Source organism: Chloroflexota bacterium (assembly GCA_026706485.1).
In the GTDB taxonomy this organism is placed as follows: Bacteria; Chloroflexota; UBA11872; order UBA11872; family UBA11872; genus JAJECS01.
On record JAPOYR010000002.1, the window covers coordinates 197,974 to 219,812 of the forward strand.

The 21,839-nt window shown below is 69.6% G+C and carries 18 protein-coding genes, 1 tRNA gene and 1 pseudogene; 9 read left to right on the forward strand and 11 right to left on the reverse strand.

Annotation, left to right across the window (positions count from 1 at the left end; translation table 11 throughout):
- Positions 1-34 precede the first annotated feature (34 nt).
- Positions 35-1,507 (forward strand): hypothetical protein, encoded by a 1,473-nt coding sequence (locus OXG79_01220; protein MCY3782389.1) that lies wholly within the window; start codon positions 35-37, stop codon positions 1,505-1,507.
- A gap of 68 nt (positions 1,508-1,575) precedes the next feature.
- Positions 1,576-1,650 (forward strand) — tRNA-Cys (locus OXG79_01225).
- A gap of 49 nt (positions 1,651-1,699) precedes the next feature.
- On the opposite strand, the gene OXG79_01230 is transcribed toward OXG79_01225, so the two are convergent.
- From OXG79_01230 to dnaE, 5 genes are all read right to left on the reverse strand, one after another.
- Positions 1,700-3,490: an exonuclease domain-containing protein gene (locus OXG79_01230; GenBank protein ID MCY3782390.1), complete on the reverse strand. Its 1,791-nt coding sequence runs from the start codon at positions 3,488-3,490 to the stop codon at positions 1,700-1,702.
- A 19-nt stretch (positions 3,491-3,509) separates the two neighbouring features.
- A complete protein-coding gene (locus OXG79_01235) occupies positions 3,510-3,905 on the reverse strand; it encodes a phage holin family protein (protein ID MCY3782391.1) in 396 nt (131 codons plus the stop codon).
- Positions 3,906-3,944: 39 nt separating this feature from the next.
- The gene (locus OXG79_01240; GenBank protein MCY3782392.1) at positions 3,945-4,844 is read right to left on the reverse strand and encodes an NAD(P)-dependent oxidoreductase; all 900 of its coding nucleotides are present in this window, start codon (positions 4,842-4,844) and stop codon (positions 3,945-3,947) included.
- 134 nt (positions 4,845-4,978) lie between these two features.
- A complete protein-coding gene (locus tag OXG79_01245; GenBank protein MCY3782393.1) occupies positions 4,979-5,908 on the reverse strand; it encodes a TIM barrel protein in 930 nt (309 codons plus the stop codon).
- 78 nt (positions 5,909-5,986) lie between these two features.
- Positions 5,987-9,790 carry a DNA polymerase III subunit alpha gene (dnaE, locus tag OXG79_01250; GenBank protein MCY3782394.1) on the reverse strand — a complete coding sequence of 1,268 codons (3,804 nt, stop codon included), beginning with the start codon at positions 9,788-9,790 and terminating at the stop codon, positions 5,987-5,989.
- A gap of 242 nt (positions 9,791-10,032) precedes the next feature.
- On the opposite strand from dnaE, the gene OXG79_01255 reads away from it, so the two are divergent.
- Positions 10,033-11,211: an MFS transporter gene (locus OXG79_01255; GenBank protein ID MCY3782395.1), complete on the forward strand. Its 1,179-nt coding sequence runs from the start codon at positions 10,033-10,035 to the stop codon at positions 11,209-11,211.
- A 12-nt stretch (positions 11,212-11,223) separates the two neighbouring features.
- Here OXG79_01255 and OXG79_01260 read toward each other — a convergent pair whose 3' ends face one another.
- From OXG79_01260 to rpsF, 4 genes are read right to left on the reverse strand one after another with little or no spacing between them, the layout of a single operon-like run.
- Positions 11,224-12,345 (reverse strand): peptidylprolyl isomerase, encoded by a 1,122-nt coding sequence (locus OXG79_01260; protein ID MCY3782396.1) that lies wholly within the window; start codon positions 12,343-12,345, stop codon positions 11,224-11,226.
- A 20-nt stretch (positions 12,346-12,365) separates the two neighbouring features.
- The gene (gene rpsR, locus OXG79_01265; protein ID MCY3782397.1) at positions 12,366-12,749 is read right to left on the reverse strand and encodes a 30S ribosomal protein S18; all 384 of its coding nucleotides are present in this window, start codon (positions 12,747-12,749) and stop codon (positions 12,366-12,368) included.
- Between the two features lie 27 nt (positions 12,750-12,776).
- On the reverse strand, positions 12,777-13,271 hold the full coding sequence (locus OXG79_01270; protein ID MCY3782398.1) for a single-stranded DNA-binding protein: 495 nt from the start codon (positions 13,269-13,271) through the stop codon (positions 12,777-12,779).
- Positions 13,268-13,585, reverse strand: a complete 318-nt coding sequence (gene rpsF, locus OXG79_01275; protein ID MCY3782399.1) for a 30S ribosomal protein S6 — start codon at positions 13,583-13,585, stop codon at positions 13,268-13,270. The genes OXG79_01270 and rpsF overlap by 4 nt, the downstream gene beginning before the upstream one ends.
- 116 nt (positions 13,586-13,701) lie before the next feature.
- Between rpsF and OXG79_01280 the strand changes: the two genes are divergently transcribed.
- Positions 13,702-14,670: an alpha/beta hydrolase gene (locus OXG79_01280; protein ID MCY3782400.1), complete on the forward strand. Its 969-nt coding sequence runs from the start codon at positions 13,702-13,704 to the stop codon at positions 14,668-14,670.
- Positions 14,642-15,367 carry a uracil-DNA glycosylase gene (locus OXG79_01285; GenBank protein ID MCY3782401.1) on the forward strand — a complete coding sequence of 242 codons (726 nt, stop codon included), beginning with the start codon at positions 14,642-14,644 and terminating at the stop codon, positions 15,365-15,367. Before OXG79_01280 ends, OXG79_01285 begins: the two co-directional genes overlap by 29 nt.
- A gap of 1 nt (position 15,368) precedes the next feature.
- Here OXG79_01285 and OXG79_01290 read toward each other — a convergent pair whose 3' ends face one another.
- Together OXG79_01290 and mnmG are read right to left on the reverse strand one after the other, a co-directional pair.
- A complete protein-coding gene (locus OXG79_01290) occupies positions 15,369-15,701 on the reverse strand; it encodes a hypothetical protein (GenBank protein ID MCY3782402.1) in 333 nt (110 codons plus the stop codon).
- 121 nt (positions 15,702-15,822) lie between these two features.
- Positions 15,823-17,760 (reverse strand): annotated as a pseudogene (gene mnmG, locus OXG79_01295) (tRNA uridine-5-carboxymethylaminomethyl(34) synthesis enzyme MnmG).
- Between the two features lie 170 nt (positions 17,761-17,930).
- Here mnmG and OXG79_01300 point away from each other — a divergent pair.
- The 4 genes from OXG79_01300 to OXG79_01315 are packed head-to-tail and all read left to right on the forward strand — an operon-like array spanning position 17,931 to position 21,810.
- A complete protein-coding gene (locus OXG79_01300; GenBank protein ID MCY3782403.1) occupies positions 17,931-18,614 on the forward strand; it encodes a hypothetical protein in 684 nt (227 codons plus the stop codon).
- A gap of 8 nt (positions 18,615-18,622) precedes the next feature.
- A complete protein-coding gene (locus tag OXG79_01305) occupies positions 18,623-19,396 on the forward strand; it encodes a hypothetical protein (GenBank protein MCY3782404.1) in 774 nt (257 codons plus the stop codon).
- Positions 19,393-20,295: a hypothetical protein gene (locus OXG79_01310; protein MCY3782405.1), complete on the forward strand. Its 903-nt coding sequence runs from the start codon at positions 19,393-19,395 to the stop codon at positions 20,293-20,295. The genes OXG79_01305 and OXG79_01310 overlap by 4 nt, the downstream gene beginning before the upstream one ends.
- Positions 20,296-21,810 carry a hypothetical protein gene (locus tag OXG79_01315; GenBank protein ID MCY3782406.1) on the forward strand — a complete coding sequence of 505 codons (1,515 nt, stop codon included), beginning with the start codon at positions 20,296-20,298 and terminating at the stop codon, positions 21,808-21,810.
- The last annotated feature ends 29 nt before the right edge of the window (positions 21,811-21,839 follow it).

Below are 21,839 nucleotides of genomic sequence, written 5' to 3' on the forward strand. Positions count from 1 at the left end.
CGCCGGGCCTGGACCCTAGGACGGAGCGAGGACCATGAACAGCACGCCGGACAGCCAGGCCGCGGCGCGGCTCGCCGCTGCCGTTGGGCAAATCCTTCCCGTCGATGGCGAGCGCTCGCTGACGGCGGTCGCCGCGCAATTCGACCTCCAAATCGCGCCCGCCGATGACGTGGAGACGTTCGCCGGCCAATTGATCGTCACGGCCGGCGAGGCCGACCGGCTCGATGACGTAGTCCGGGTCCTGGTCACCGAGAGCGTCCTGTACCGACGGGAAGCGCGTGAGCCGGTCGACTCGGTCGAGTACGGCGAGCTGTCGGCGGCGGCGCAGGCGCTTGGCGTTGCGGTGCCGCCATTGGAGGAGATTGACGGCGCAACCGCGGACGTCGACGGCGCCGAGCGGCGCACCCGGCTCCTGGGCGCCATGTTTGCGCTCTACTCCGACATGATGAGCGGTCCGGAAGAGGACCGGCCCCTGAAGCTGGCGAATGTCCTCGGCGGCCTGCTGCGAGCGAACGACATCGACATCCTGCGGCTGCCTCAAGTCCGCGCCCACGATGTTCGCGGCGTCGTGCGCATGGGCGGCATTGAGCATCTGCTCACGGCCGTGTGGGAAGTCGGCGACGACCCGCTCGAAGTCGACACCTCGGAAGAATCCATCCAAGCGCAGGATCGGCGCACGCTGATCGTGGCACTTCAAGGGTTTCCGCGCGAAATGCGGCTGGACCCGGAGCGGGACCGCCGCAAAATCCTGCTCGACGGCCGCGATCTGACGCTGCTGCTCGAAGGCCGCTGGACCGTGCCGCACGCCGTGCGCTGGAAGGCCCGCGAGCAGCGGGAAACGGGAGTGTTCGCGCGCCTGCCGATAGCCCCGCCCGAAAACGACCCGACCGCGCTGGCGCTGTCGTCCGACACCGCCGAAATCGTCGAGGTTGACGCGGATCAGAAGACCCTCGCGGCCAACGTCGCCGAATTCGACCAGACGATCTCGGAGGAGATCGAGGCCTCGGAGGCGGAGGCGAAGCGCCTCCGCGTCATCGGGTTCATTTTGGCCGGAATTGCCGCGGTTGTGGTCGCCGGTCTGTTCGTCAACTCCAAGATTCAAGAGTCGATCGCGGAGGGGAACCTGGACGCGGCCAGCGTCACGGCCATGCGCGCCGCCCAAGCGCAAGAAGATGCCCTGGAACGGCTCGAGGTCACCGGCCTGAACCGGTACTTCTCCGACGACGTCATTGCCAGCATCCGGCAGCAGATTGAGAGTCTGCGCGCGAACAACGTCTACATCACCGCCCGCATCGACCGCGAGGTCTTGCGCGAGAACTCGGGCGTCCAAGACGAGTTGGCGTTCATCGCCTTCCGCGAGACTGGGGAAACCGAGCTGCGCGGCCAAGGCGACGGGCGCATCATCAGCAGTGATCCGGCCTACCGCGCCGTGCTTGGCTTCATCATGTCTCGGAGCGAGGCCGGCCAATGGATGGTGACGGACCGGCGTGTGTTCGACACCAGCTAAGGCCGCGGTGGGCTGAACCGGTTCCGCATCGCCGTTAGGTATTCTGGCGCGCGGTTCGGGGCCGCCAAGGCGACGTAGCCAAGTGGTAAGGCGGGGGTCTGCAAAACCCCTATACCTCGGTTCGATTCCGAGCGTCGCCTCCAGCTGAGGGCCTGATCGGGCCGACCGCGACTCTACCGCCGGTGGGTGCGCCTAACCGTGCGCCGCGCGCCGCACGCGCTCCCACACCTGCTCGACGAGCTCTCGATCCGGGCCACCCGGCGGCGCCGGCAGGAACTCGTCCCGCCCGGCGCGGGCGTGCAGCCACGCGATGACGATATTGCGATGGTCGTCTGACACGGACGCATCGGACTGACGGGGCTTCAGAAGGTCCTGCAGCGCGCGGCGAACCGCACCGCGACGCGGGCGCGTCAGCACGACGTGCCGCGCGATCCGGCCATCGGCAATGAGCGCAATCTCCGCATCGCCGGGCCGACGACCGCTGTCCACCACCACGACCCGCTCGCCCCCAAGCCCACCGGCAAGGGGCAGACGCTCGGCGCGGGATCGTCGCAACCGGCGCACGATCGACTCCCGCTCCTCGGCGGGAGCGTCGGCATCGGTGACGACGGCAATCGCCGCCTCACGGCCACTGCGCAGATAGGCCAACGCCGCGGCCCGCCGCCAGGGTTCCACGGCGCACGCGCCCCGAGCCGGCAAGTCGAGCAGCCGGCGCGCGGCCTGCGCGGCGAGCCGCGCGTCCCGCGCCGTGGGGAACGGCCCCACGTAGTCGCCGGACTCGCCCCGCATCGTCGATGCGGTGTTGATGACCACCGCCGCGGCCGGACCGACGTGGACCAGGAGCCGCGAGGCGCGGCGTTGGCGCTGCACGTTGTAGACGGGGGACAGTTCCCCGATGAGCTCCGCCTCGCGCAGCAGCGCGCGCAGCTCCGATCCTGTGACCTCCCAATCAATGTGATCGATTCGCGGCAGCATGTCGGCGCGTTGGCGCACGAAGCTGTGCGACGTGGTGAAGTGGGCCCGAACGCGGCGCTGGAGCGAGACGGTCTTGCCGACGTAGAGCGCTCGACCAGACGAATCGCGAAACACATAGGCGCCGGGAGACGGCGGCAGATTGCGCGAGGCCCAGCGGGCCAGCTCCTTGGCCCGCTGGGGCATCGGTCCCTCCGGTCCACCCTCCGCGCCCAGCGCGCGCAGCGCCTCGACGGTGGTGACGCCGCGAGCGCGCGCCCGGTCCATCAGCGCGGCGAACAGGCGATGCGTGGCCCGGGCGTCCGGCAGCGCGCGGTGGCGGGGCGATTCTTGTTCGCCAAGCAGCTCCAGCGCGTCCGCCAGGCCGGAGACTTCGGCCTCCGGCATCAGCACCTGCATCAGCTCCATGGTGTCGAGACCGTCGCCGGGAAAGAGCGGGCGCTGGCCCCACACGGCCTCGCGGTTGAGATAGCCCAAGTCGGTCGGCAGGTTGTGCGCGACGAGCACCGCGCCGGATTGGAACTCGCGGAAGTCGTCCAGCACTCGCTCGATCGGCGGCGCGTCAACCAGCATCTCGTCGGTGACGCCCGTGTAGCGCGTGATGAACTTGGAAACGCGACCGGGAATGCGGACGAGGGTCTCGAACGTCCCGACGACCGTTCCGCCGCACACGCGTTCGGCGCCGATTTCGAGGACCCGGTGCCGCCCCCCGCGTCCGCCGTTCGTCTCGATGTCGAAGATCACGAATTCCGCGTCGCTGAGGTCCTCGGCGCGGTGCCGCCACGCGGCCAGCTCCCACTGCCCCGCCGAGGCCTGTCGCAGCCGGTCGTCCTCGAGCAAGAGCGGCTCGAGCGCCCGAGTCGCCACGGCCGCGGCCTTGGACTCGACGTGCAGCACCGCCCGAGCCAGATGTCGCAGCGACAGCGGGCGATCGGCTTCGGTGAGCTCGCCGATGGCGGCCTCAACGAGCGCGCTGCGCCGCGGACGAGCCGGTCCGTCCGCCGCGGTCACGCGGCGTGCGCGTGGCGCGTCATTCCTTGCGCCCGCCGAGCAACACCGACCCGACCATGTTGATCACGCCGACGATGATCGAACCGATCACCGCTCCGACCACGGTGCGAATCTCGATGGCCTCCACCGCCTGCGCCGCCAGCCAAAAGACCCCCGCGCTGACCAGCACGTGCGAAAGCCCCAGCGTCAAAACTCCCAGCACGCAGGTGACCGGCTTGAGCAGCACATCCACCACCGGGCGCACGTACGCGTTGACCAGCGCGAGCACGGCGGCAAAGGCCGTGATCGTGGTCCAAAAGTCGCGCGTGCCCTCGGGCGGAAACGCGATGCCGTCGGGCACAAAGGCCGCCACGGCCAGCGCCGCGAAGAAGCAGGTGACGAAGCGCGCGAGCAGATAGCGCAGCTCGCGGGTCATGCACGACCCGTGGCAACACCGGCGGCAGCGGCCGCATGGCTACGCGGAGTCGCCGGAGCGAACCTCCACACCCGCAAGCTCCTCGAGCGGCTTGATCAGCGCCGCCGCGTCCAGGTCGCCCAGCCCCTTGTGGCGCACCTCCTGGTAGAGCTGGTCGGCCAGCGTCGTCGCCAGCAGGCGCACGTTGCTCCGCCGTCCCAACTCCAGCGCGAGGCCCAGGTCCTTGAGCAGCAGCTCGACGCCGAATCGGGCCTCGAAGTCGCCCGGAAACACCAGGCCCGGCATGTCCACTTCCATGCAGCGGCTGGCGGCGTAGGCCCCCATCAGCGTGTCGAAGAGCTGCTGTGGGTCGATGCCGTTCTTGACCGCCAGCACGTAGGCCTCGGCGTTGGCGGCGCGAACCCCGGCGATAATCATCTGGTTGGCCAGCTTGGCCACGCAGCCCGCGCCCACCGGGCCGAAGTGCTGCACGTTGCCGCCCACGATGTCGAGCAGCTCCTGGCCGGCTTGCCAGTCCTCGGCCGTGCCGCCGACGAATACGGCCAGCGTGCCCGCTGTTGCGCCGGCCGGACCGCCGCTCACGGGAGCATCCAGGTAGCCGACGCCCTTGCCCGCGGCCTCGGCGGCGCAATGCTGCGCGGTGTCGGGGCCGTTGGTGCCAAAGTCGATCCAAAGCTGGCCGTCGCGGGCTGTCTCGATGGCGCCGTTTTCGCCCAGCAGGATCTCCAGAGAGTCCTGCGGCAGCGGCACGTTCAGGCACACCACGTCCGACTGCGCGGCGACCTCCGCCGGCGTGTCGGCAGCCGTGCCGCCGTCCGTGACGAAGGCGTCCACCTTGCCGCGGCTACGGTTGTGCACGATCAAGTCATGCCCCGCCGCCCGCAGATTCGTCGCCATGGGAAGGCCCATCTTGCCGAGGCCGATATATCCAATTCGCATGCGCGGATAGCTCCTTAAGTCATTCACTCAATTCGGCGGCGCGCCGCAGCCCTGATCGCGCCCGCAGGAGTGACCGGTCGGCGTCCGCGCTACCGCTGGGGCATTCCCAGCCTCAGCAAACCATACCAACGGACTCAGACGCGCGCCCACGCCGCGCCAAACGTGCGCTTGGCGTTGCCGATGATTTCGGCCGTGGTCTGGTAGGGCGCCGGCTTCATTTCGAAGCTGACCAGCGGCATCGCCGTCGGCAGGTCCTTCTCGAAATACCCGATCTCGAACAGCGCCTCCAGGAACGCCGTGAGCTCCGGCACGTCGTTCACGCCACCCGGCTCGCCGAACACCGGATGCTGGTCGCCCCATTGCGGGTGCGAGCGGTCGCTGATCAGGCAATTGCCGATGTGGGCTTGGATGATGTGATCCGCCGCCTTCCGCACGGATGTCGGCGGGTCCTCACCGAGCAGCGGCAGATGGCTGAGGTCCAGGCAGAGCCCGAAGTTCGGCGTGTCGGCGCGAACCATCTCGCTCACCCGGATGCATAGCTCGACGGGACCCAGGAGCGAGCACTTTTCGATTTCTCGGTCGAACTGCTCCAGCGCAATCCATATGCCCAAGCGGGCGGCGTGGTGGCAGATCTGCTTGAGCGAGTCGGCCAGGCGGTCCAGCGCCGGCTCAACGTCGTCATCGGTCGCCGGCGCCGAGTTGGGGCCGTCGAGCACGCCGACCAGCGTGGCATCCAGCTCGTGCGCCTCGTCAACGCCGCGCAGCATCGCCTCGATGCCTCGCTCCCGCACGTCGGGATCGGCCGATGAGAGATCGAGCTTCTCCAGCAGCAGCGCCGGGTGCGCCCCGTAGCCAAGCGCCAGTCGGGCCGTGCGCGCGCGTCGGGCCAACTCCGCACGCGTCGCATCGTCGTTGACGTGCGTGACCTCAAGGGCGTGAAAGAAGCCGTCGGTGGCCAGCGCCTCGACCGATTCGAGAATCGGCCCGTCGCCGCTCTGCAGCTCCGGATGCAGCATGAAGTGCACGATGCCCACGTGCATGTAGGCCTCGGGTGGTCGGTCCATCGCACGGTCCTCCGTCACACGGCACTGCGCGCATATTGGCCCGACCGGATGCGCCTGTCGAGATTCCTGGCGGCGGGGCTAGGTGGATTCGGCGGGCGCCCGCTCCACCACCACGTTGTCGGCTTCGTACTCCCGGACCACCTGGGCCACCAGTTCCGGGCTGGCGCTCACGGCCTTGGGCCAGCGCAAGCGCGTGACGTCGCCGTCGGGCGCCTCGACGTGCAGGTCGAGCGGAACCTCGCCGGGATAGGCGGCTGCCGCCTCGTCCAGCCGGCGCAGCAGATCGATGTCATGCCCGAGGTCAGGGCTGCGGCGCAGCACCACAACAACTCGCCGCGGCGCGCCGCCGTTCGTCGCGCCGTTCGCTTCGCCGGCCGCCGCGGGGGCATCGTCGCCATTCGCGGAACCCTCCGGCGCGGCGTCACCGCTCGGCGGCACGAGTTCGCTGCCCGCGGCCTGCACCTCCAGGCTCCCCGCCACCGGTGTCGACTCGACCGGAGCGTCGGCATCCACCGCCGGAGGCTCCGGCTCGGCGCCCATCGCGTCGCCGTTGACCGCGGGTTCAACGTCGACCATCGGATCGTCGCCAACGTCCGCCGCGCTCGGCACTGCCGCAGCCTCGACGAAGGCCTCGGGGTCGTGGCCGATGCCGTCGTCGGGTGCTGATTCGCCGGCGGGCGTCGCCACATCCTCCGAATCCTCCGTGGCTGGTTGCGGCGGATAGAGGTTTTCGGCAACGAGCTGCAGCGATCCCCGCCGGTCCTCGAGCCTGCCTCGGGCCACGATCACGCGGTCGATCTCCAGGCTGTCGCCAATCTGCGCCCAGATTCGCGGGAACACGACCACTTCGATGGTTCCCGGCGCATCCTCGAGGGTGACGATGGCCATGGTGTCGCCCTTCTGCGTGATCAGTTGCCGCACGTCCGCCACCAGCCCGCCCACGGTGAGGTTCTGGCCGATATGTGACGCATCCAGGTCGAATATTTGTGTGTCGACGCTGGCCCGCAGCGCCTCACGCACGCCCGGATTCGACAGCGGACTCGGCGACACGTGCAGCCCGAGCAGGTCCTTCTCCCAGCGCCGCCGATCGGCGTTGTCGGCCGGTTCCACCTCCGGCAAGGCGTCGTCGCTGGTCTCGCTGGCAGGCAGCGCCCCCATTTCGAACATGGTGGTCTGCCCCGACACGCGGTCGTTCCGCGCCTGCTGGCCGCGCTTGAACGCGGCTTCCAGTCCGGCGAGCAGCGCGTTCCGCTCGCCCAGGCCGTCCAGGGCGCCGACTTTGATCAGCGCTTCGACGGTGCGGCGCGTCACGACCCGACCGTCGATCCTGGCGCACAGGTCGGCCAGCGACTCGAACGGCCCGCCGTCCTCGCGGGCGTCGAGGATCGCGACGACCGCCTGCTCCCCGACGGTCTTCACGGTCCCAAGGCCAAACACAATCTGGCGTCCGCGATGCACGAAGGAAGCGCCGCTCCGGTTGACGTCGGGCGCCAGCACGTCCAGGTCGAGCACCTCGGCCTCGGACTTGGCCCGCGCCACCTTGGCCAGGTCGCCGCTGTCGGTGTCCAGCAACGCGGTGAGGAACTGCACCGGATAGATCGCCTTCAGCCAGGCCGTCCAGTAGGCGATGACGGCATAGGACACCGCGTGCGCCTTGTTGAATCCATATCCGGCGAACGGCTCGATCAACCCGAACACGTCCTCGGCCACGGCCGGCGTAAGCCCGTTGGCCGTGGCCCGCTCGATGAACTCCGCGCGCTCCTTCTCCAACGCCTCACGAATCTTCTTGCCGACGGCCTTGCGGAAGCGATCGGCTTCGTCCCAGTCATACCCGGCAAGCTCGCGCACGACGCGCAGCACCTGGTCGGCGTAGACGAGCACCCCGTGCGTCTCGCGCAGGATCGGCTCGAGCTTGGGGTGGGGATAGACCGGCTTCTCGCGCCCATGCATCGTGTCGATGTAGCGATCGATGTGCTGCATGGGACCCGGGCGATAGAGGGCGATGATCGCCGCCAGGTCGTCGATCGTCGTGGGTTGCAGGCGGCGCAGGGTGGAGGTCATGCCGCTGCTCTCGAGCTGGAACATGCCCACCGTGCGCCCGGCCCGCAGCATGGCGAAGGCCCGGTCGTCGTCCAGCGGGATCTCCTGCGGCGCGATCTCGTCGCCGGTGTCCTCACGGACCAGCTCCAGCGCGTGCGTGATCGTCCGGAAGTTGGACAGCCCCAGGATGTCGAGCTTCAGGATGCCGATGCGGTCGATGGTCTGCCCCGTGAACTGCGCCACGGGCTGACCGTCAGCCGAGCGCATCAGCGGCACGTGCTCGATGAGCGGCTCCCGCGACACCACCAGCCCTGCGGCGTGCGTCGAGGCGTGGCGGGACACGCCCTCCACCTCGCGCGCCCGGTCGAGCAACCGCCGGATCTCGTCGGTGCCGTGGTAGAGCTGCTGCAGCTCCGTCACGGTTTCCAGCGACCGCTCGATGGTGAAGGGATTCACCGGATTCACCGGGATCAGCTTGGCCACGCGGTCCACGTCGGGCAGCGGCAGGTCCATCACGCGGCCCACGTCGCGCACGGCCGCCCGCGCCGCCAGGGTGCCGAACGTCGCAATCTGCGCCACGTGATCCGACCCATAGGTGTCGGAGATGTAGTTGATGACCTCGTCCCGCCGATCGCTGGGGAAGTCGAGGTCCACGTCGGGCATGGATCCCTTGCGCCCGACGGTGAGGAAGCGTTCGAACATGATGTCGTGCTTGATCGGGTCGATGTCCGACATGCCCATCGCAAAGGCGACCAGGCTGCCGTTCACGGAGCCGCGCGGTGCCGTGAGCATCCCGCCGTCGCGGGCGAAGCGCACGATGTCGCCGACGAGCACGAGGTACGACGCGAACTCGGTCTGCTCGATCACGTCGAGCTCGTACGCCAGCCGCTCCGCATAGACGGGCGACGGGTCGGCGGCCAGCCGCGATCGAAGGCCACGCTGCGCCTGGTCGCGCAGATAGTCGATGGCGCTGCCGCCGCCGGGCAGGGCGATTTCGGGCATCGCAATGCGTCCGAACGGCAGGTCGATGTCGCACCGCTCCGCAATCGTCACCGTGTTCGACAGGGCGTCCGGCACGTCGGTGAACAGGCCGGCCATTTCCTCTGGCGCGCGCAGGTGGAAATCGCCCTCCATCCGCAGGCGTGAGGTGTCCGAGAGCGTGCGCCCGGTCTGAATGCAGAGCAGCGTGTCGTGGGCGTCGCGATCCTCGCGCCGCACGTAGTGCACGTCATTCGTCGCCACCAGCGGCAGCCCCAGACCGTCGGCCAGCTCCATCAGCCGTTGGTAGTTCGTCTCCAGCTCGGGCTGCGAACGCTGGACTTCGATGTAGTAGTTGCCCTCGCCGTACACCTCGGCGTGCCAGCGCGCCACGGACTCGGCGTGCGCCATGTCCCCGGCCTCGATGGCGCGCATCAGCTCGCCCGATGGGCATCCGCTCAGGCAGATCAGCCCCTCGCTGTGCTCACGCAGCAGCTCGCGATCTACCCGCGGTCGGTAGTAAAACCCCTCGAGATGCGCCCGTGACGTGAGCTTGACGAGGCTGCGATAGCCCTCATGGTTGCGCGCGAGCAGTGTGAGATGAAACGCGCGCCGGTCGAGGGTCGCATCGCGGTCGGTGCGCGACCGCGGCGCCACGTAGACCTCGCAGCCGATGATCGGGCGCACGCCGGCGTCCTTGGCCGCCAGATAGAAATCCGCCGCGCCGTACATGACCCCGTGATCGGTGAGCGCAACGGCGTCCATCTCGAGCTCGCGGGTGCGGTCGAGGATGTCGGGAATGCGGCAGAAGCCGTCGAGCAGGCTGAATTCGCTGTGAACATGCAAATGGGCGAAATCAGCCACGCCGCGCCTCCCCGGTCAGCCGGCAGCATTGTAGGCACCGAACATATTGCGGACAACCGGCAATGTCCCAAATCTCCGGTAGGGGCAGGTTTGAAACCTGCCCTTCCGGGGTCCACATGCCCGGTGGCCCAGGCTGCGTGCAGCCTGGGAGATTCATCCGAAGCCCATCCCACGCTGCACGCAGCGCGGGCCACCGGACACGCCCGTAGAATGACCGCGCCGTCCATCCCGAGGGTCACTGCGTGCTGCGTGCGCCTCGCATGGCCCCGTTCGGCTGGCTCGCGGCCGCCAACTTCGCCTTCGGCCTGGGCATGGGCATCTACCAGACGATCTTCTTCAACTTCATCGGCCAGGACCTCGGCATCAGTCCCAACGAACTCGGCCTGCTGGAAACGGTCCGCGAGATTCCGGGCCTCTTGACGGCCGGCATTGCGGCGCTGGTGATGACGGTGGCGGAGCCGGTGGTCGGCGCCGTGGCGCTGCTGCTGCTTGGCGTGGGATTCGTCAACTACTTCCACATCGACGGCATCCCGAGCTTGATCCTCTTCTCGCTCGTGGCCAGCGTGGGCTTTCACATGTGGATGCCGATATCCAGCACCCTGGCGCTGCGCCTGAGCCACGTCACCGAGCAGGGCAGCCGGCTGGGCCGGCTCCGCGCCGTGGCGGCGGTGGCCAACCTCGCCGGCATCGGGCTCGTGGCGCTGGTCGCCGGAGCCAGCGGGCTGCGGCCGCTCTTCGTCGTCGCCGGCGTGCTGGCGATCGCCGGAGCGCTGCTCGTCCTGCGCGTGCGCGGGGTGCCACGCACCAAGCGTCCGCCGCGCATCCTGGTTCGGCGGGCGTACTGGCTCTACTACGCGCTCACCTTTCTCGACGGCGCCCGCCGCCACATCTTCATGACTTTCGCCCTATTCCTTTTGGTGCGGGACTACGGATCGCCGGTGCAGACCATCGCCATCCTCAGTCTCGTCAACGGCGTCGTCAGCATCGCGGCCGTGTACCAATTCGGCCGCCTGATCGACCGGTTCGGCGAGCGCCGAATCCTGATGGTCGCCTACGGCGCGCTGGCTCTGATCTTCGTGGGCTACGCAGCCATTCCCGTTCTCGCCGTGCTCTTCGTGCTGTATGTGCTGGACAACCTGTTCTTCAGCGCCGACACCGGCGTGACGACCTATCTCGGCAAGATTGCCGTCGACCCCGCCGACATCAGGCCAAGTCTGGTCACCGGCATGACGGTCAACCACATTGCCGCGGTCATCATCCCCATCACCGGCGGCATTCTCTGGGAGGCCTATGGCCACTGGGTCCCGTTCGTTGGCGGCGCGATCCTGGCGGTCGCGTCGCTGGCGCTGAGCACGCGCATTCGCGTGCACGTGGGAGAAACCGCTCCGTCGCCGGTGGCCGAAGCGAAAGCCGCCCCCTAAGCGGACACCCGACTACGGCAGCGAGTTCCGTTCCGTCCAGTCGATGATTTCGGTGCTGAGCATGTATTCGATGGGCTGCTCGGCGGTGCGCTCGGTCAGCCAGGCGTCGAGCTTCCGCGCTCGCAGCGTTCGGGCGTGCGCCGCGCTCAGGGGGCGCTCGTCCACGCGGTCGGTCACGCGGAGCAGATACCAGCCCAGGTTGCCTTCGAAGGGACCGACGAGCTCACCGATCGGGGAGGTGAACGCCACGGCGTCCCAGACCTCCGGGCGGATGCCGCTAGGCGTCCAATCGACCACCCCGCCGGCGGTGCGGGAGACGCTGTCAACCGAGACCTCGCGCGCCACGTCCTCCATCGCCTCGCCGTCCTCGATGCGCTGGATCACCTCGGCGGCGTCTTCCTCGCGGGCGAGCACGATCTCCACGGCCTTGACGTGGGCGGGCATGGGATCCGTATCGGCAAAGAGCTCATCGGCGAGCTGCTGCCGTCGAAAGCTGTCCGCCGCGAACCGCTCGATGGTCGCCGCGTCGAGACCGGTAGCCTCGCGGATGGCCTCGATGGCCGCAGTTTTGGCGTCGTCGCGATCCGGCGCCACGCCGGCCACCTTGGCCAAGTGCGCGCGGAGGTCGTCCGGAGCAACTTCGCGGCCCTCCGCCGTCCAGGCATCGCGGATCAGGACCGCGTGCGCCAGATGGGACACGCCGTTGAAAGCCACGCCGCCGAGCTGCGCGCGCAGGTCGCCCGCCCGCGCCTCGTAGTCTTCGACCGTCTCATCCGCGTCCAGGGCCGCAAGCTCCTGCTGCAGCTGGTAGCGGCGGAATGACAAGAAGTCGCGGTATTCGGTTGCCGTGATCGGTTCGGACCCAACCGTGGCCACGGCCGAGTTCGGCAACGCGCCGTATTCCGAGTAGAAGGCGCTACCGACGAGTCCGAGCACGACGGCGGCTGCCAGGCCGGCCACCAGCGTCAGCCATTTCGCCGCGGCGGCGGTGCGCTGCGGGCGGCTGAGCATGCCCCAGTCCCGCAGGGCGACCATGAGGTCGCGCCAGCCGATCGTCGCGGTGCGTGGGCGGCGCTGCTCCCGCCGACGGTCGCGCTCGGCGCGGCGCCGCTGTGCATGGGTGCGCGGGGCCATGCGGCGCCTGCGGCTAGGCGCTACGCGTGCAGGCGGCGACGCACGACGTACGGCAGCAGCGCGAGGTAGCGCGCGCGCTTGATGGCGCGGGCCAATTCACGCTGGTGACGCGCGCACGTCGACGTCTTGCGGCGCGTCTCGATCCGACCCGAATCGGCGATGAACCGGCGCAGGAGCTGGGCGTTCTTGAAGTCGATCGGCTCCCGCGTCTCGCAGAAATAGCAGGCGCGCCGGCGAAAGCCTCGCCCGCCCCGCCGCGACCGCCCGCCGCGTCCGCCTCCGCCACCGCCACCACCGCCGCCGCCCGAGCGCGTGTCGGGCGTCGTCGGTCGGGCGTCCTCGCGGACCTGCCGAGCCGATGCCGGAGCGCCCTCGCGCGGAGCGCCGGTGCCTTGGTCAGTCATGCAACCTCACGATGGATCAGGGAGCGATCAGAAGGGCAGATCATCAGCAGTGATCGAGTCGTCCGTGTCCTGGCGACCGCCCTGGGGCTGCTGACCGCGAAAGTCGCGCCGGTCCCCACCGCCGCCGTCGTCGCGCGGCGGTCCATCGGCGTCGTCTTGCCGGCCGCCGAGCATGATCAGGTCGCGTACGACAAGCTCGGTGCTCGTGCGGTCGTTGCCCTCGCGGTCCTGCCATTCGCGCGTCTGGAGACGGCCTTCGAGGTACACCCGATTACCGCGCCGCAGATACTGATTGGCGACCTCGGCATTCCCCCTCCACGCCACAACCCGAAACCACTCAGTGCGTTCGCGCTGCTCACCACCCTGGCTGCGCCATGACTCGCTGACGGCCACGGTGAAATTGGCCACCGGCGTGCCATCTTGCGTGAAACGCAACTCGGGATCACGGCCAAGATTGCCAATAATTTGCACCTTATTGAGCCCACGGGACCGACCGCGGCGGCGGCCGCCGTCGTCATTCATCGCCGGCTTTCGCTTTCAACCGCCAGCGCGGGCGACATGTCCAGCTCTTGACGGGCAATTAGGAAACGCATCACGTCCTCATTGATCCGCAGCGACTGCTCGAGATTCTGGATGCGAGCCGGATCGGCGGAAAACTCCAGCAGCACATAGTGCCCTTCGCGCTCGTCTTGAATGGTGTAAGCGAGCTTGCGCTTGCCCCAGCTGTTCACGCTGTTAACCTCGCCGCCCGCGCCGCTGATGTGATCCGCCACGGTGTCAATGTGACTCGAGGTCAGCGTAGGGATGCGCTCGACGCCATAAATCACGACGAGCACGTAGTCGCGTACCAAACGGCCCTTCCCACTGGGTTTGCACGGCTCGCCAACGGCCGCGCCGAAAGGGTTCTTGCGGTCGTTGCCATACTAGCACGGGGTATTTCCGAGGCTGACGCATGGCGTCCTGGTCCCGATTGGTCTGGCTGGCCGCACTGGCAGGCGGCGCGTGGGCGGCGACGCGCGGTCGGCCGCAGCCGTTTGACGTGGAATCGCACCTGGACGGCGGGACGCTGCGGCCGATATCGGAGGGACGGCTCTACCACCGCGCGGTCGGCGCCGGACCCGACCTGGTGATGCTGCCGGGATTCGGCGGCAATGTCAGCACCTGGGAGTTCATCACCCCGCCGCTGGCGGAGACCCATCGCGTGCACTGGGTGGACCTGCTCGGGCACGGGCTCTCGGACAAGCCGGCCGCGGCGGACTATGGCGCTCCCGCGCAAGCCGAGCGGCTGGACGAGCTGCTCCGCGCCGAGGGGCTCGAGCGCGTGGTCATCGTGGGCAGCTCCGCCGCCGGGCAGCCCGCCGTCGCCCTGGCCGCGCGGCATCCCGACCGCGTGGCGGGGCTAGTGCTGGTCGATCCCTTCCTGGTCGCCGGGCCCGGGGTTCGCCTGGGCATCTGGCTCAGCCGGCAACTGCCGGGCACGTCGGGAATCATCCTGCGCACCCTGAGCGCGCAGCGATGGTACGTGCGCCTAAGCAACATGATCGGCCGCCGGCATCCGCTGAGCGTGGACCGGGCGACGGTGGACCGGCAGTACCTGCCCTATGGCTCGCCCGGATTCCTGGACGCGCTGCCCGCGCTCCTGGCGGGCGTCGATCCTGCCCCGGCCCAGGCGTCGATCGGCGAGGTCGAGTGCCCAGTGCTGTTGATCTGGGGCGCCGCGGATCGGCTGGCCGGCCGCGGTCAAGCCCTGGCCCTGGCGGCAAGTTTCCAGGACGCCGAACCCGTGATCCTCGAAGACGCCGGCCATGTGCCCCAAGAGGAAGTGCCCGAACAGGTGGTCGCCTGCATGCGACCGTTCCTGGACCGCGTGCACCGCGCGAGCCACTCGCAGGATGGTCGGGGAGTCGCGCCGCCGGGATGAGGCGCGGGTCGCCGCGCTCACCGAGCTGGAAGAGCGGATCGCCGCCTGCCGGCGCTGCCCGCGCTTGGTGGCCTGGCGCGAGCGGACCGCGCGTGAGAAGCGCGCGGCCTATCGCTCAGAGACCTATTGGGGGCGACCGGTGCCCGGCTTCGGCGACCCGGCGGCGCGGATTCTCATCGTCGGTCTGGCGCCCGCGGCGCATGGCGGCAACCGCACCGGACGGGTGTTCACTGGCGACCGCTCCGGCAACTTCCTCTTCGGCGCCCTGCACCGGGCGGGTCTGGCCAACCAGCCCACGAGCACCCACCGAGGAGACGGCCTGCGGCTGCGCGACGCGTTCGTCTCCGCCACGGTGCGCTGCGCGCCGCCCGCCAACAAGCCGACCACCGAGGAGCGCGAGACCTGCCGCAACTACCTGGAGACCGAGCTCGACCTGCTCGCCGACATCCGCGTGATGGTCGCCCTGGGCGGCTACGCCTGGTCACAAGTGCTGCGCATCTGCCGCGCCCGGGGGGACTCGCCGTCGCCCACACCGGTCCGATTCGGCCACGGCGCCGAGGTCACGCTGGGCGACCGAACGCTGCTCGGGTCGTATCACCCCAGCCAGCAGAACACGTTCACGGGCCGTCTCACGCCGGACATGTTGGATGCCGTGCTCGAACGGGCGGTGGCGTTGGCCGGCGAGAACGCTCGCTAGCCTACGAGTCGTCCGCGGCTCCGGTGTCGGCCAAGTCGTCGGAGTTGAGCCCGCGAAACACCGCCAGCAGATTGCGGCGCCGCGCCACGGCATAGACCACGAACGCCACGAACATCAGCACCACCAGCGCGCCGAACAGGGCGAAGGCGGCGGCCAGCGCGTACCAGAGCACCGACCAGAACACCGTCAGCAGCGCCAGGCCGACCGCCAGCAGCAGCGGCGGCGCCAGCACGCCGAACCGCACCCAGCCCTTGACCGTGTGCGGACGCAGTCGGTCGAGCAGGCGGCGACGCCACCCGGGGGGCTGAGCGGAGTTTGGGAATGCGGTTTCCACGTCAGGTCGCCATTTCGATGGGCGCTCGCCGCGTCTTGCGCGATCTCGTGGACTTCAGCCGTCGAGACGCCGGCTGAGTCCCTCTGGTCGCCCCGCCGTCGCCCGACTCCAGCTCCGCGCACCGCTTGAGATGCACCAGCAGCACGGCAATGTCCGCCGGGGTGACGCCCTCGATGCGCGCCGCCTGGCCCACCGTGGCCGGTCGGAACTTCTCGAGCCGCATCCGGGCTTCGGTGCGCATGCCGTGAATATCCGGATAGCTGACCGACGCCGGAATGCGCGACTGCTCCATCTCGCGCGCCCGCGCGACTTGGGCGGTCTGTTGCCGCACGTAGCCGGCATAGCCGATGTCGAACTCCACCGCCGCGGCGGCGGCCAGCGAGACCGGTGGACCGCCGCCCGCCAGCTCGACGATGAGATCCAGGGTGACGCCGGGACGGCGGAGAAACTCGGCGGCGGGCAGCGTTTGGGTCACCGGCGGCAGGCCGAGCCGACGCAGCCGCGCCGCGACCGCCGGCGTGGCGGGAATCCGGGTGTCCGCCAGCCATGCCTTGGCCCGCTCGGTTTCGTCCTGGGTCCGACGCAGGCGGCGGACTCGAGACTCGCCGGCCAGGCCGACGCGATGGCCAAGTTCGGTGAGCCGCATGTCGGCGCTGTCGTGCCGCAGCAGCAGGCGGTACTCGGCCCGCGAGGTGTGCAGGCGATACGGCTCGGTGAGGTCTCGGCTCACCAGATCGTCAATCATCACGCCGATATAGGCCTGGTCGCGTCCGAGGACCAGCAGCTCGGCGTCGCGGATGCTCCGCACGGCGTTGATGCCGGCCATCAGGCCCTGGGCCGCCGCCTCTTCATAGCCCGTGGTGCCATTGATCTGCCCGGCGAGGAAGAGACCGGCGGCGCGCAGGGTTTCCAACGTATGCGTGAGCTGGAAGGGCCGGACGAAGTCATATTCCACCGCGTAGCCCAAGCGAAGCACCCGCGCGTCGCGCAACGCCGGCACGCTGCGAATCATCTCGATCTGGACTTCGGCCGGAAGGCTCGTGTTGGCGCCCTGCACGTAGACCTCGGGCGTGGCGAAGCCTTCCGGCTCGAGAAACAGGGTGTGCGCGGGCTTGTCCGCAAAGCGCACGATCTTGTCCTCGATGGAGGGGCAATAACGCGGACCGGGAACCGTGATCGCGCCGTTGAACATGGGGGCGCGGTGCAGGTTGGCGCGAATCACCGCATGCGTGCGCTCGTTGGTGGCGACCCGATAGCAGGGCATCTGCACGCGCCATCCCGGTTCCGGCACGTGCGGATAGGCGGCGTGCCGCGGCTCGGCCAGCCGTTCGTCGTCGGGCACGGGATCGAAGCTGAAGTGCAGCGGATCGGTGGATCCGTGCTGGACCTCGGTGCAGGAAAAGTCGATCGTGCGTGCGTCCACGCGCGGCGGCGTGCCGGTCTTGAGTCGACCGAGATCGAAGCCGTGGCGCGCCAGATCGTCCGCCAAGGCGGTTGCCGGGGCCTCGTCCGCGCGACCGCCCGGCGTTGACTCGTCGCCCCGGATCAGCCGCCCTTTGAGGAACGTGCCGGTGGTGACGACGACCGCTCGGGCCGTGTAGGCGCGGCCGTCCGCGGTGCGAATGCCGACGACCCGCCGGCGTCGCTCGCCACTCCCGGCGAGTCGGCGCCAGATCAGGCTCTCCACCTCACCCTCGACGAGGTCGAGTCCGGGTTGTCGCTCGAGCACCTGCCGCATGGCGACGCTGTAGAGCCGCTTGTCCGATTGCGCCCGCAGCGCGCGCACCGCCGGTCCCTTGCCGGTGTTCAGCTCGCGGATCTGGATGAGGGTGCGGTCGGTGTTGCGGCCCATCTCTCCGCCCAGCGCGTCGATCTCACGCACCAAGTTGCCCTTGGCCGGACCGCCGATGGACGGATTGCACGGCATGAGCGCCACGCCGGACGTGCCGAGGGTGAGGGCCAGGGTGCGCGCGCCCATGCGGGCGGCGGCCAGCGCGGCCTCACAGCCCGCATGACCCGCGCCGACCACGATGACGTCGTAGCTCGCGGCGGATGGCATGGTCAGAGGCGGCGCAAAACCGCGCCGGTCCGTCCCGGTCCGAGACGAGGGTCGCGGGCTATAATTGGCGTCAACGTTGGCCGGCCGATCGTTCCGTTGGTCGCGCTCCGGAGCCCATTATCGTTACCAGCGGGCCTGACTTCACCACCCAGGTCGTCGACGCGTTCGTCGTGCCCACCGAAACCGGGGCCGCGTTCTTCGTCGATGCGGACTACACGGAGTTGGACGCCGCCAACGGGCCGGTGCAATTGGCCATCTACAGCCCCTATGAGGTGTCGCCGGGCGAGGTCGCCGTGGTCCGCGGGCGTCTGGAGGCGGACCTCTTCAGCTACGCGGCGTCGGCGGCTGGCTTGGGACGGGCGTGGATTCGCCACGCGCTGCTGGCGATCCTCGAGCTCACGATTCTCGGGGTGCTCATCGCATTCCTAGTCGCTAACCCATCACGCGTCGCGTTTATCGTCGGCTGGGCGCTGCCCTTTGGGTTCTTCATCGCCACTCGCTCGGCGCTGCACGCGTTCGCGCAGCGCGAGTACGGCGCGCGCGCGCGCCGCCTGTTGGAATCCGGGGCGGTGCTCGCCGAGCCGGCCATCTCGCAGTTCGGCGGCAGCCTGGCCCACGTGCGCGACATCTGGCGCGGGCTGGAGGAAGGCGCCTTTGCCCGCGACACGGTGGCGCTCGAGCTCGCGTCCGAGCGGCTGTTGCGCTGGCCCGGGGCCGAGGCGTTCTATCGCTCCCAACGTCAGGCGGACGAGCCCTCGCAGCCGCGGCCGCTGCGAAGTCGGCTGAGGCGCCTGCTGCTTCCCAAACGGCCCGTCGCCCCGCTGACGACGCTCGTCGCTCGACCCCGCCCATGATGCAACTGGTGTGTTGGGCAGTCCCTGTGCGCGGCGGCTATGTGTTGCGCGCCGATCAGTCGGCGCACGCCGCCGTTCGGGCCGCGGACGGGCGCCGACCGCAATTCGTGGACTGGGCCGTGGCCATCGTGCACCCCGGGTCGTCGGGCTTCTCCGCGGCGCGAGTCCACCGGCCAACCGTCCTGGCGATCGAGTCGGCAATGCGCCGCGGCGCGCCCACGCGCCCCAACCGCGCCGGACGCCTTGAGCGCCTGCGCCGCTCGTGGGCATCGCTGGCGCTGGGCGCGGCGCTGGTGGTGCTTTCCGGAACGCACTGGGTGCTCGCGCTGGCGGGCGCGTGGCTGCTCGCCGGGCGCCCCTGGATGTCGGCGCTGCTGGGGATCGGTCGGGCGGACTCACCCGCCACCGCGTGGACCGCCGCCGACGTGCAGGTCTCCGCCGCGCCCCACGCGGGCCTCGGCCAGGTCGCCGATGCGCTGAAGCGGGCGGCTGACGACGCCGGCGGCTACGGGCAGGCGTTGGCTGCCGCCCAAACGCTGGGGCTCGACGATGCCGCCGAGGTCTACTCGACATTGATCAAGCATCCAAACCCAATGGCGCTGCCGGTCGAGGTCGGCATGTGGACGCCAGCGGCGTCGGTCGAAGATCGAGCCCTGGGCGGCGTATTGCCGGATGTCGCCGAGACGCCGGACCCGCCGGGCGAAGGCGCCGACGCCGTCGCGGAAGCCGAGGTCGAGCCCGGTGACGAGGCCTCCGACGATCCAATGGACCGCCTGCCATGATTTCGACGGGGGCGCGGAGCCTCGAGATCCCCATGGACATCGACCGGTTCACGGACAGTCTGCGAGGCAGCAAGTGGCGCGAGATTCGCCAAACGCTGGGCGACACCTACGAGGTGAGAACGCTGTACGAGGGTCCGCTGCCGGGCCTTCCGCGCGCGCAGGTCGTCCGACTGTCATCGGGCGATCCCGACAGCCCCATCCGAATCCTGTTTGACGCCGTGCCTCTGAGCCTTTCGCGGCCGGTGCTGGTCGCCGGTCGCGCGGTGACCCGGGTCTTCACCTCGCGCGCTCGCGAACGCGCCGAGCTGCTCGATCGCATTGCCGTGCGGATCCACGTGATCGAAGTCGACGGCGACGCCGCCGATATCCCGCCGTTGCCGCTCGCGACTGGACTCGATGGCGGCTTGCGTCTGGCGCACAGCGTCGCGAATGAGGAGGCGTGGAGCGCGTTGCGCGAGTCGGTGCAACGGTTCCGGCCGACGCTCGCCATGGACCTGCGCGATGCCGGGGCCGCGGTCCCCGACGCGAACCTGGCCCTCGTGGTGCATAGCCTCACGCACGCGGCCGGTGCAACCGACGCCGGGGCGCTCCCCGGAACGACCGAGGGCAGGGCCATCGCCCGAGACGTCAGCCGTCGCGGCATCTCGCCGTACCGCGGAACCTCGCGCGAGCGCGCGGCGGCGGGATTGCGGCAGTTCGGCAACGGCGCCCTCACGCGCATGAGCCCGCGCGACCCTTCGCGATCGGTGGCCAGCCTCGCGACCGATCTCGTCGCGGCCGTCGGGATCACGGCGCTGTCATTGGGGCTGCGGGAGCTCGACCGAGCCATCGCGCTAACCGAAGCCGCGGGCGCGGGCGTGGACGAGTCCATTCGCGAGTTTCGTCGCATGGGGGCTTAAGTGGCCGGGGAAGGACGACCAGCGCAAGCCGCCGGCCTCGATCCCGTGCGCCACGCGCCCAGCATTCCCGTGGAGTACGCGCCCATTCCGGTTGGGCCCAACGACACCGAGTTGGTGGCGCACGACCGGCACCGCTTGAGCGACGCCCTGGTGCGTGGGATTCCCGTCGCCCGCACGCTGCGAATCGATGAGCTTCCCGACGACGTGGCCACCGTTGCCCGGATCGAGGTCGGCGCCATTCGCCGCCTGCGGCAGGCGGCGCGGGCGGCCCAAGCGCGCCGCTGGCGGGTCTATGTGGCGGCGGCCGGTCTGCCCTTCCTGACCGCCACCCTGCTGGGCCTCCTGGGCGTGTGGCTGGGCACGGTTCCGGTCATCGGCGAGCCGGTCGGCGGGTTCGTGGGCACCGCCGGCGGCAACGTGGGTGGGCTGCCGCTCGCGGCAATCATTGCGGCGCTGCCGTCGGTGTGGTGGATCCGGCGCGTTCGCCGCGCGTCGCGGGCCGCTCCGCAGCCCAACCTGCGCCAGGAGTCGGTGGCGACGAGCGAACTCACCGTCAACGACGACCTCGGGCCGTTCCTCGCCGACGCGCGCGAGACGATGCGTGACATTGGCGGCATTCTGAGCGGCAACCCGCGACCCGGCGGCGAACAGGCGCACCGTCTGGCCATCCGATTCGGCGCGCTGGCCCGCATCGCGGCGCGGCACGACGTGCCGTCCGTGGTTGCCTTTGCCGCCGACGCCGGCGAGCAGTTTCGCATCGCGTCTCAGCCGCCCGCCCGGCTCATCCCCGGCCTGCGCCTGCGGCGCCGGCCGGCCAGCGTCGTCAAGATCCTCGCCCCCTATATGCAGCGGCGTGCATCGAGGATGCAAGCACGGGCATCGCGTCTGCTGGGAATCGCCAGCGGGCTGGTCGTCGCGGCGGCCGCGTTCTTCGTCGCCGGCGTCTTTGGCATCCGAGGCGACGAAGCCCTGCTGTTGCGAACGAACGAGGCCATCGTCTTCCCGTCGTCGGGCACCGTGCTCGCGCTCCGGCATGGATTCGACGGTCCCGCGGAGTCCGGAACGAGCACGCTCACGGTGGTGCAAGGCCCCGGCATCTTTTGGAGCTGGCCGCGGCCCATCACCGAGCGCCGCTTGGTGCCGCTCACCAACCGCGCGCTTGACATCGCGGTGCCATTCCCCGGCGATCCTCCCGGCCAACATTTGAATGTCGAATTCCGCTACGAGATCGACGACCTGAAGTCATTTGTCGCCACCATGGAGTCCCTCGACGAGATCGACTCGGCGCTGGCCCGGGTGGTTTCCGCCGAGCTGGCCAGGGGCTTTGCCGATCGCTACGCGACGGAGCTGGCGTCGCCCAACGCATTGCCGGCGCCGTTCATCGTGGCCGGTCTCCAAGAGGGCGCCGGCGAACTGTTGGGGAATTTTGTCGAGTTCTCGGAGACCAGCGACGCATTCGCGATGTTCGGGGTGACGCTGCGGCCCGAGCCGTCCCACAGCTTCTCGCGCGACTAGGCGGCGGCAGCGTGGCCGTCCCACGGTTC

What these genes read in the sequence shown, in the direction of transcription:
- OXG79_01285 (MCY3782401.1), top strand. Translation starts at nt 14,642, where the DNA reads ATGGTCGGGGAGTCGCGCCGCCGGGATGAGGCGCGGGTCGCCGCGCTC.
- OXG79_01270 (MCY3782398.1), bottom strand. Translation starts at nt 13,271, where the DNA reads ATGAATGACGACGGCGGCCGCCGCCGCGGTCGGTCCCGTGGGCTCAAT.
- OXG79_01310 (MCY3782405.1), top strand. Translation starts at nt 19,393, where the DNA reads ATGATTTCGACGGGGGCGCGGAGCCTCGAGATCCCCATGGACATCGAC.
- rpsR (MCY3782397.1), bottom strand. Translation starts at nt 12,749, where the DNA reads ATGACTGACCAAGGCACCGGCGCTCCGCGCGAGGGCGCTCCGGCATCG.
- OXG79_01240 (MCY3782392.1), bottom strand. Translation starts at nt 4,844, where the DNA reads ATGCGAATTGGATATATCGGCCTCGGCAAGATGGGCCTTCCCATGGCG.
- OXG79_01280 (MCY3782400.1), top strand. Translation starts at nt 13,702, where the DNA reads ATGGCGTCCTGGTCCCGATTGGTCTGGCTGGCCGCACTGGCAGGCGGC.
- OXG79_01220 (MCY3782389.1), top strand. Translation starts at nt 35, where the DNA reads ATGAACAGCACGCCGGACAGCCAGGCCGCGGCGCGGCTCGCCGCTGCC.
- OXG79_01260 (MCY3782396.1), bottom strand. Translation starts at nt 12,345, where the DNA reads ATGGCCCCGCGCACCCATGCACAGCGGCGCCGCGCCGAGCGCGACCGT.
- OXG79_01245 (MCY3782393.1), bottom strand. Translation starts at nt 5,908, where the DNA reads ATGGACCGACCACCCGAGGCCTACATGCACGTGGGCATCGTGCACTTC.
- OXG79_01235 (MCY3782391.1), bottom strand. Translation starts at nt 3,905, where the DNA reads ATGACCCGCGAGCTGCGCTATCTGCTCGCGCGCTTCGTCACCTGCTTC.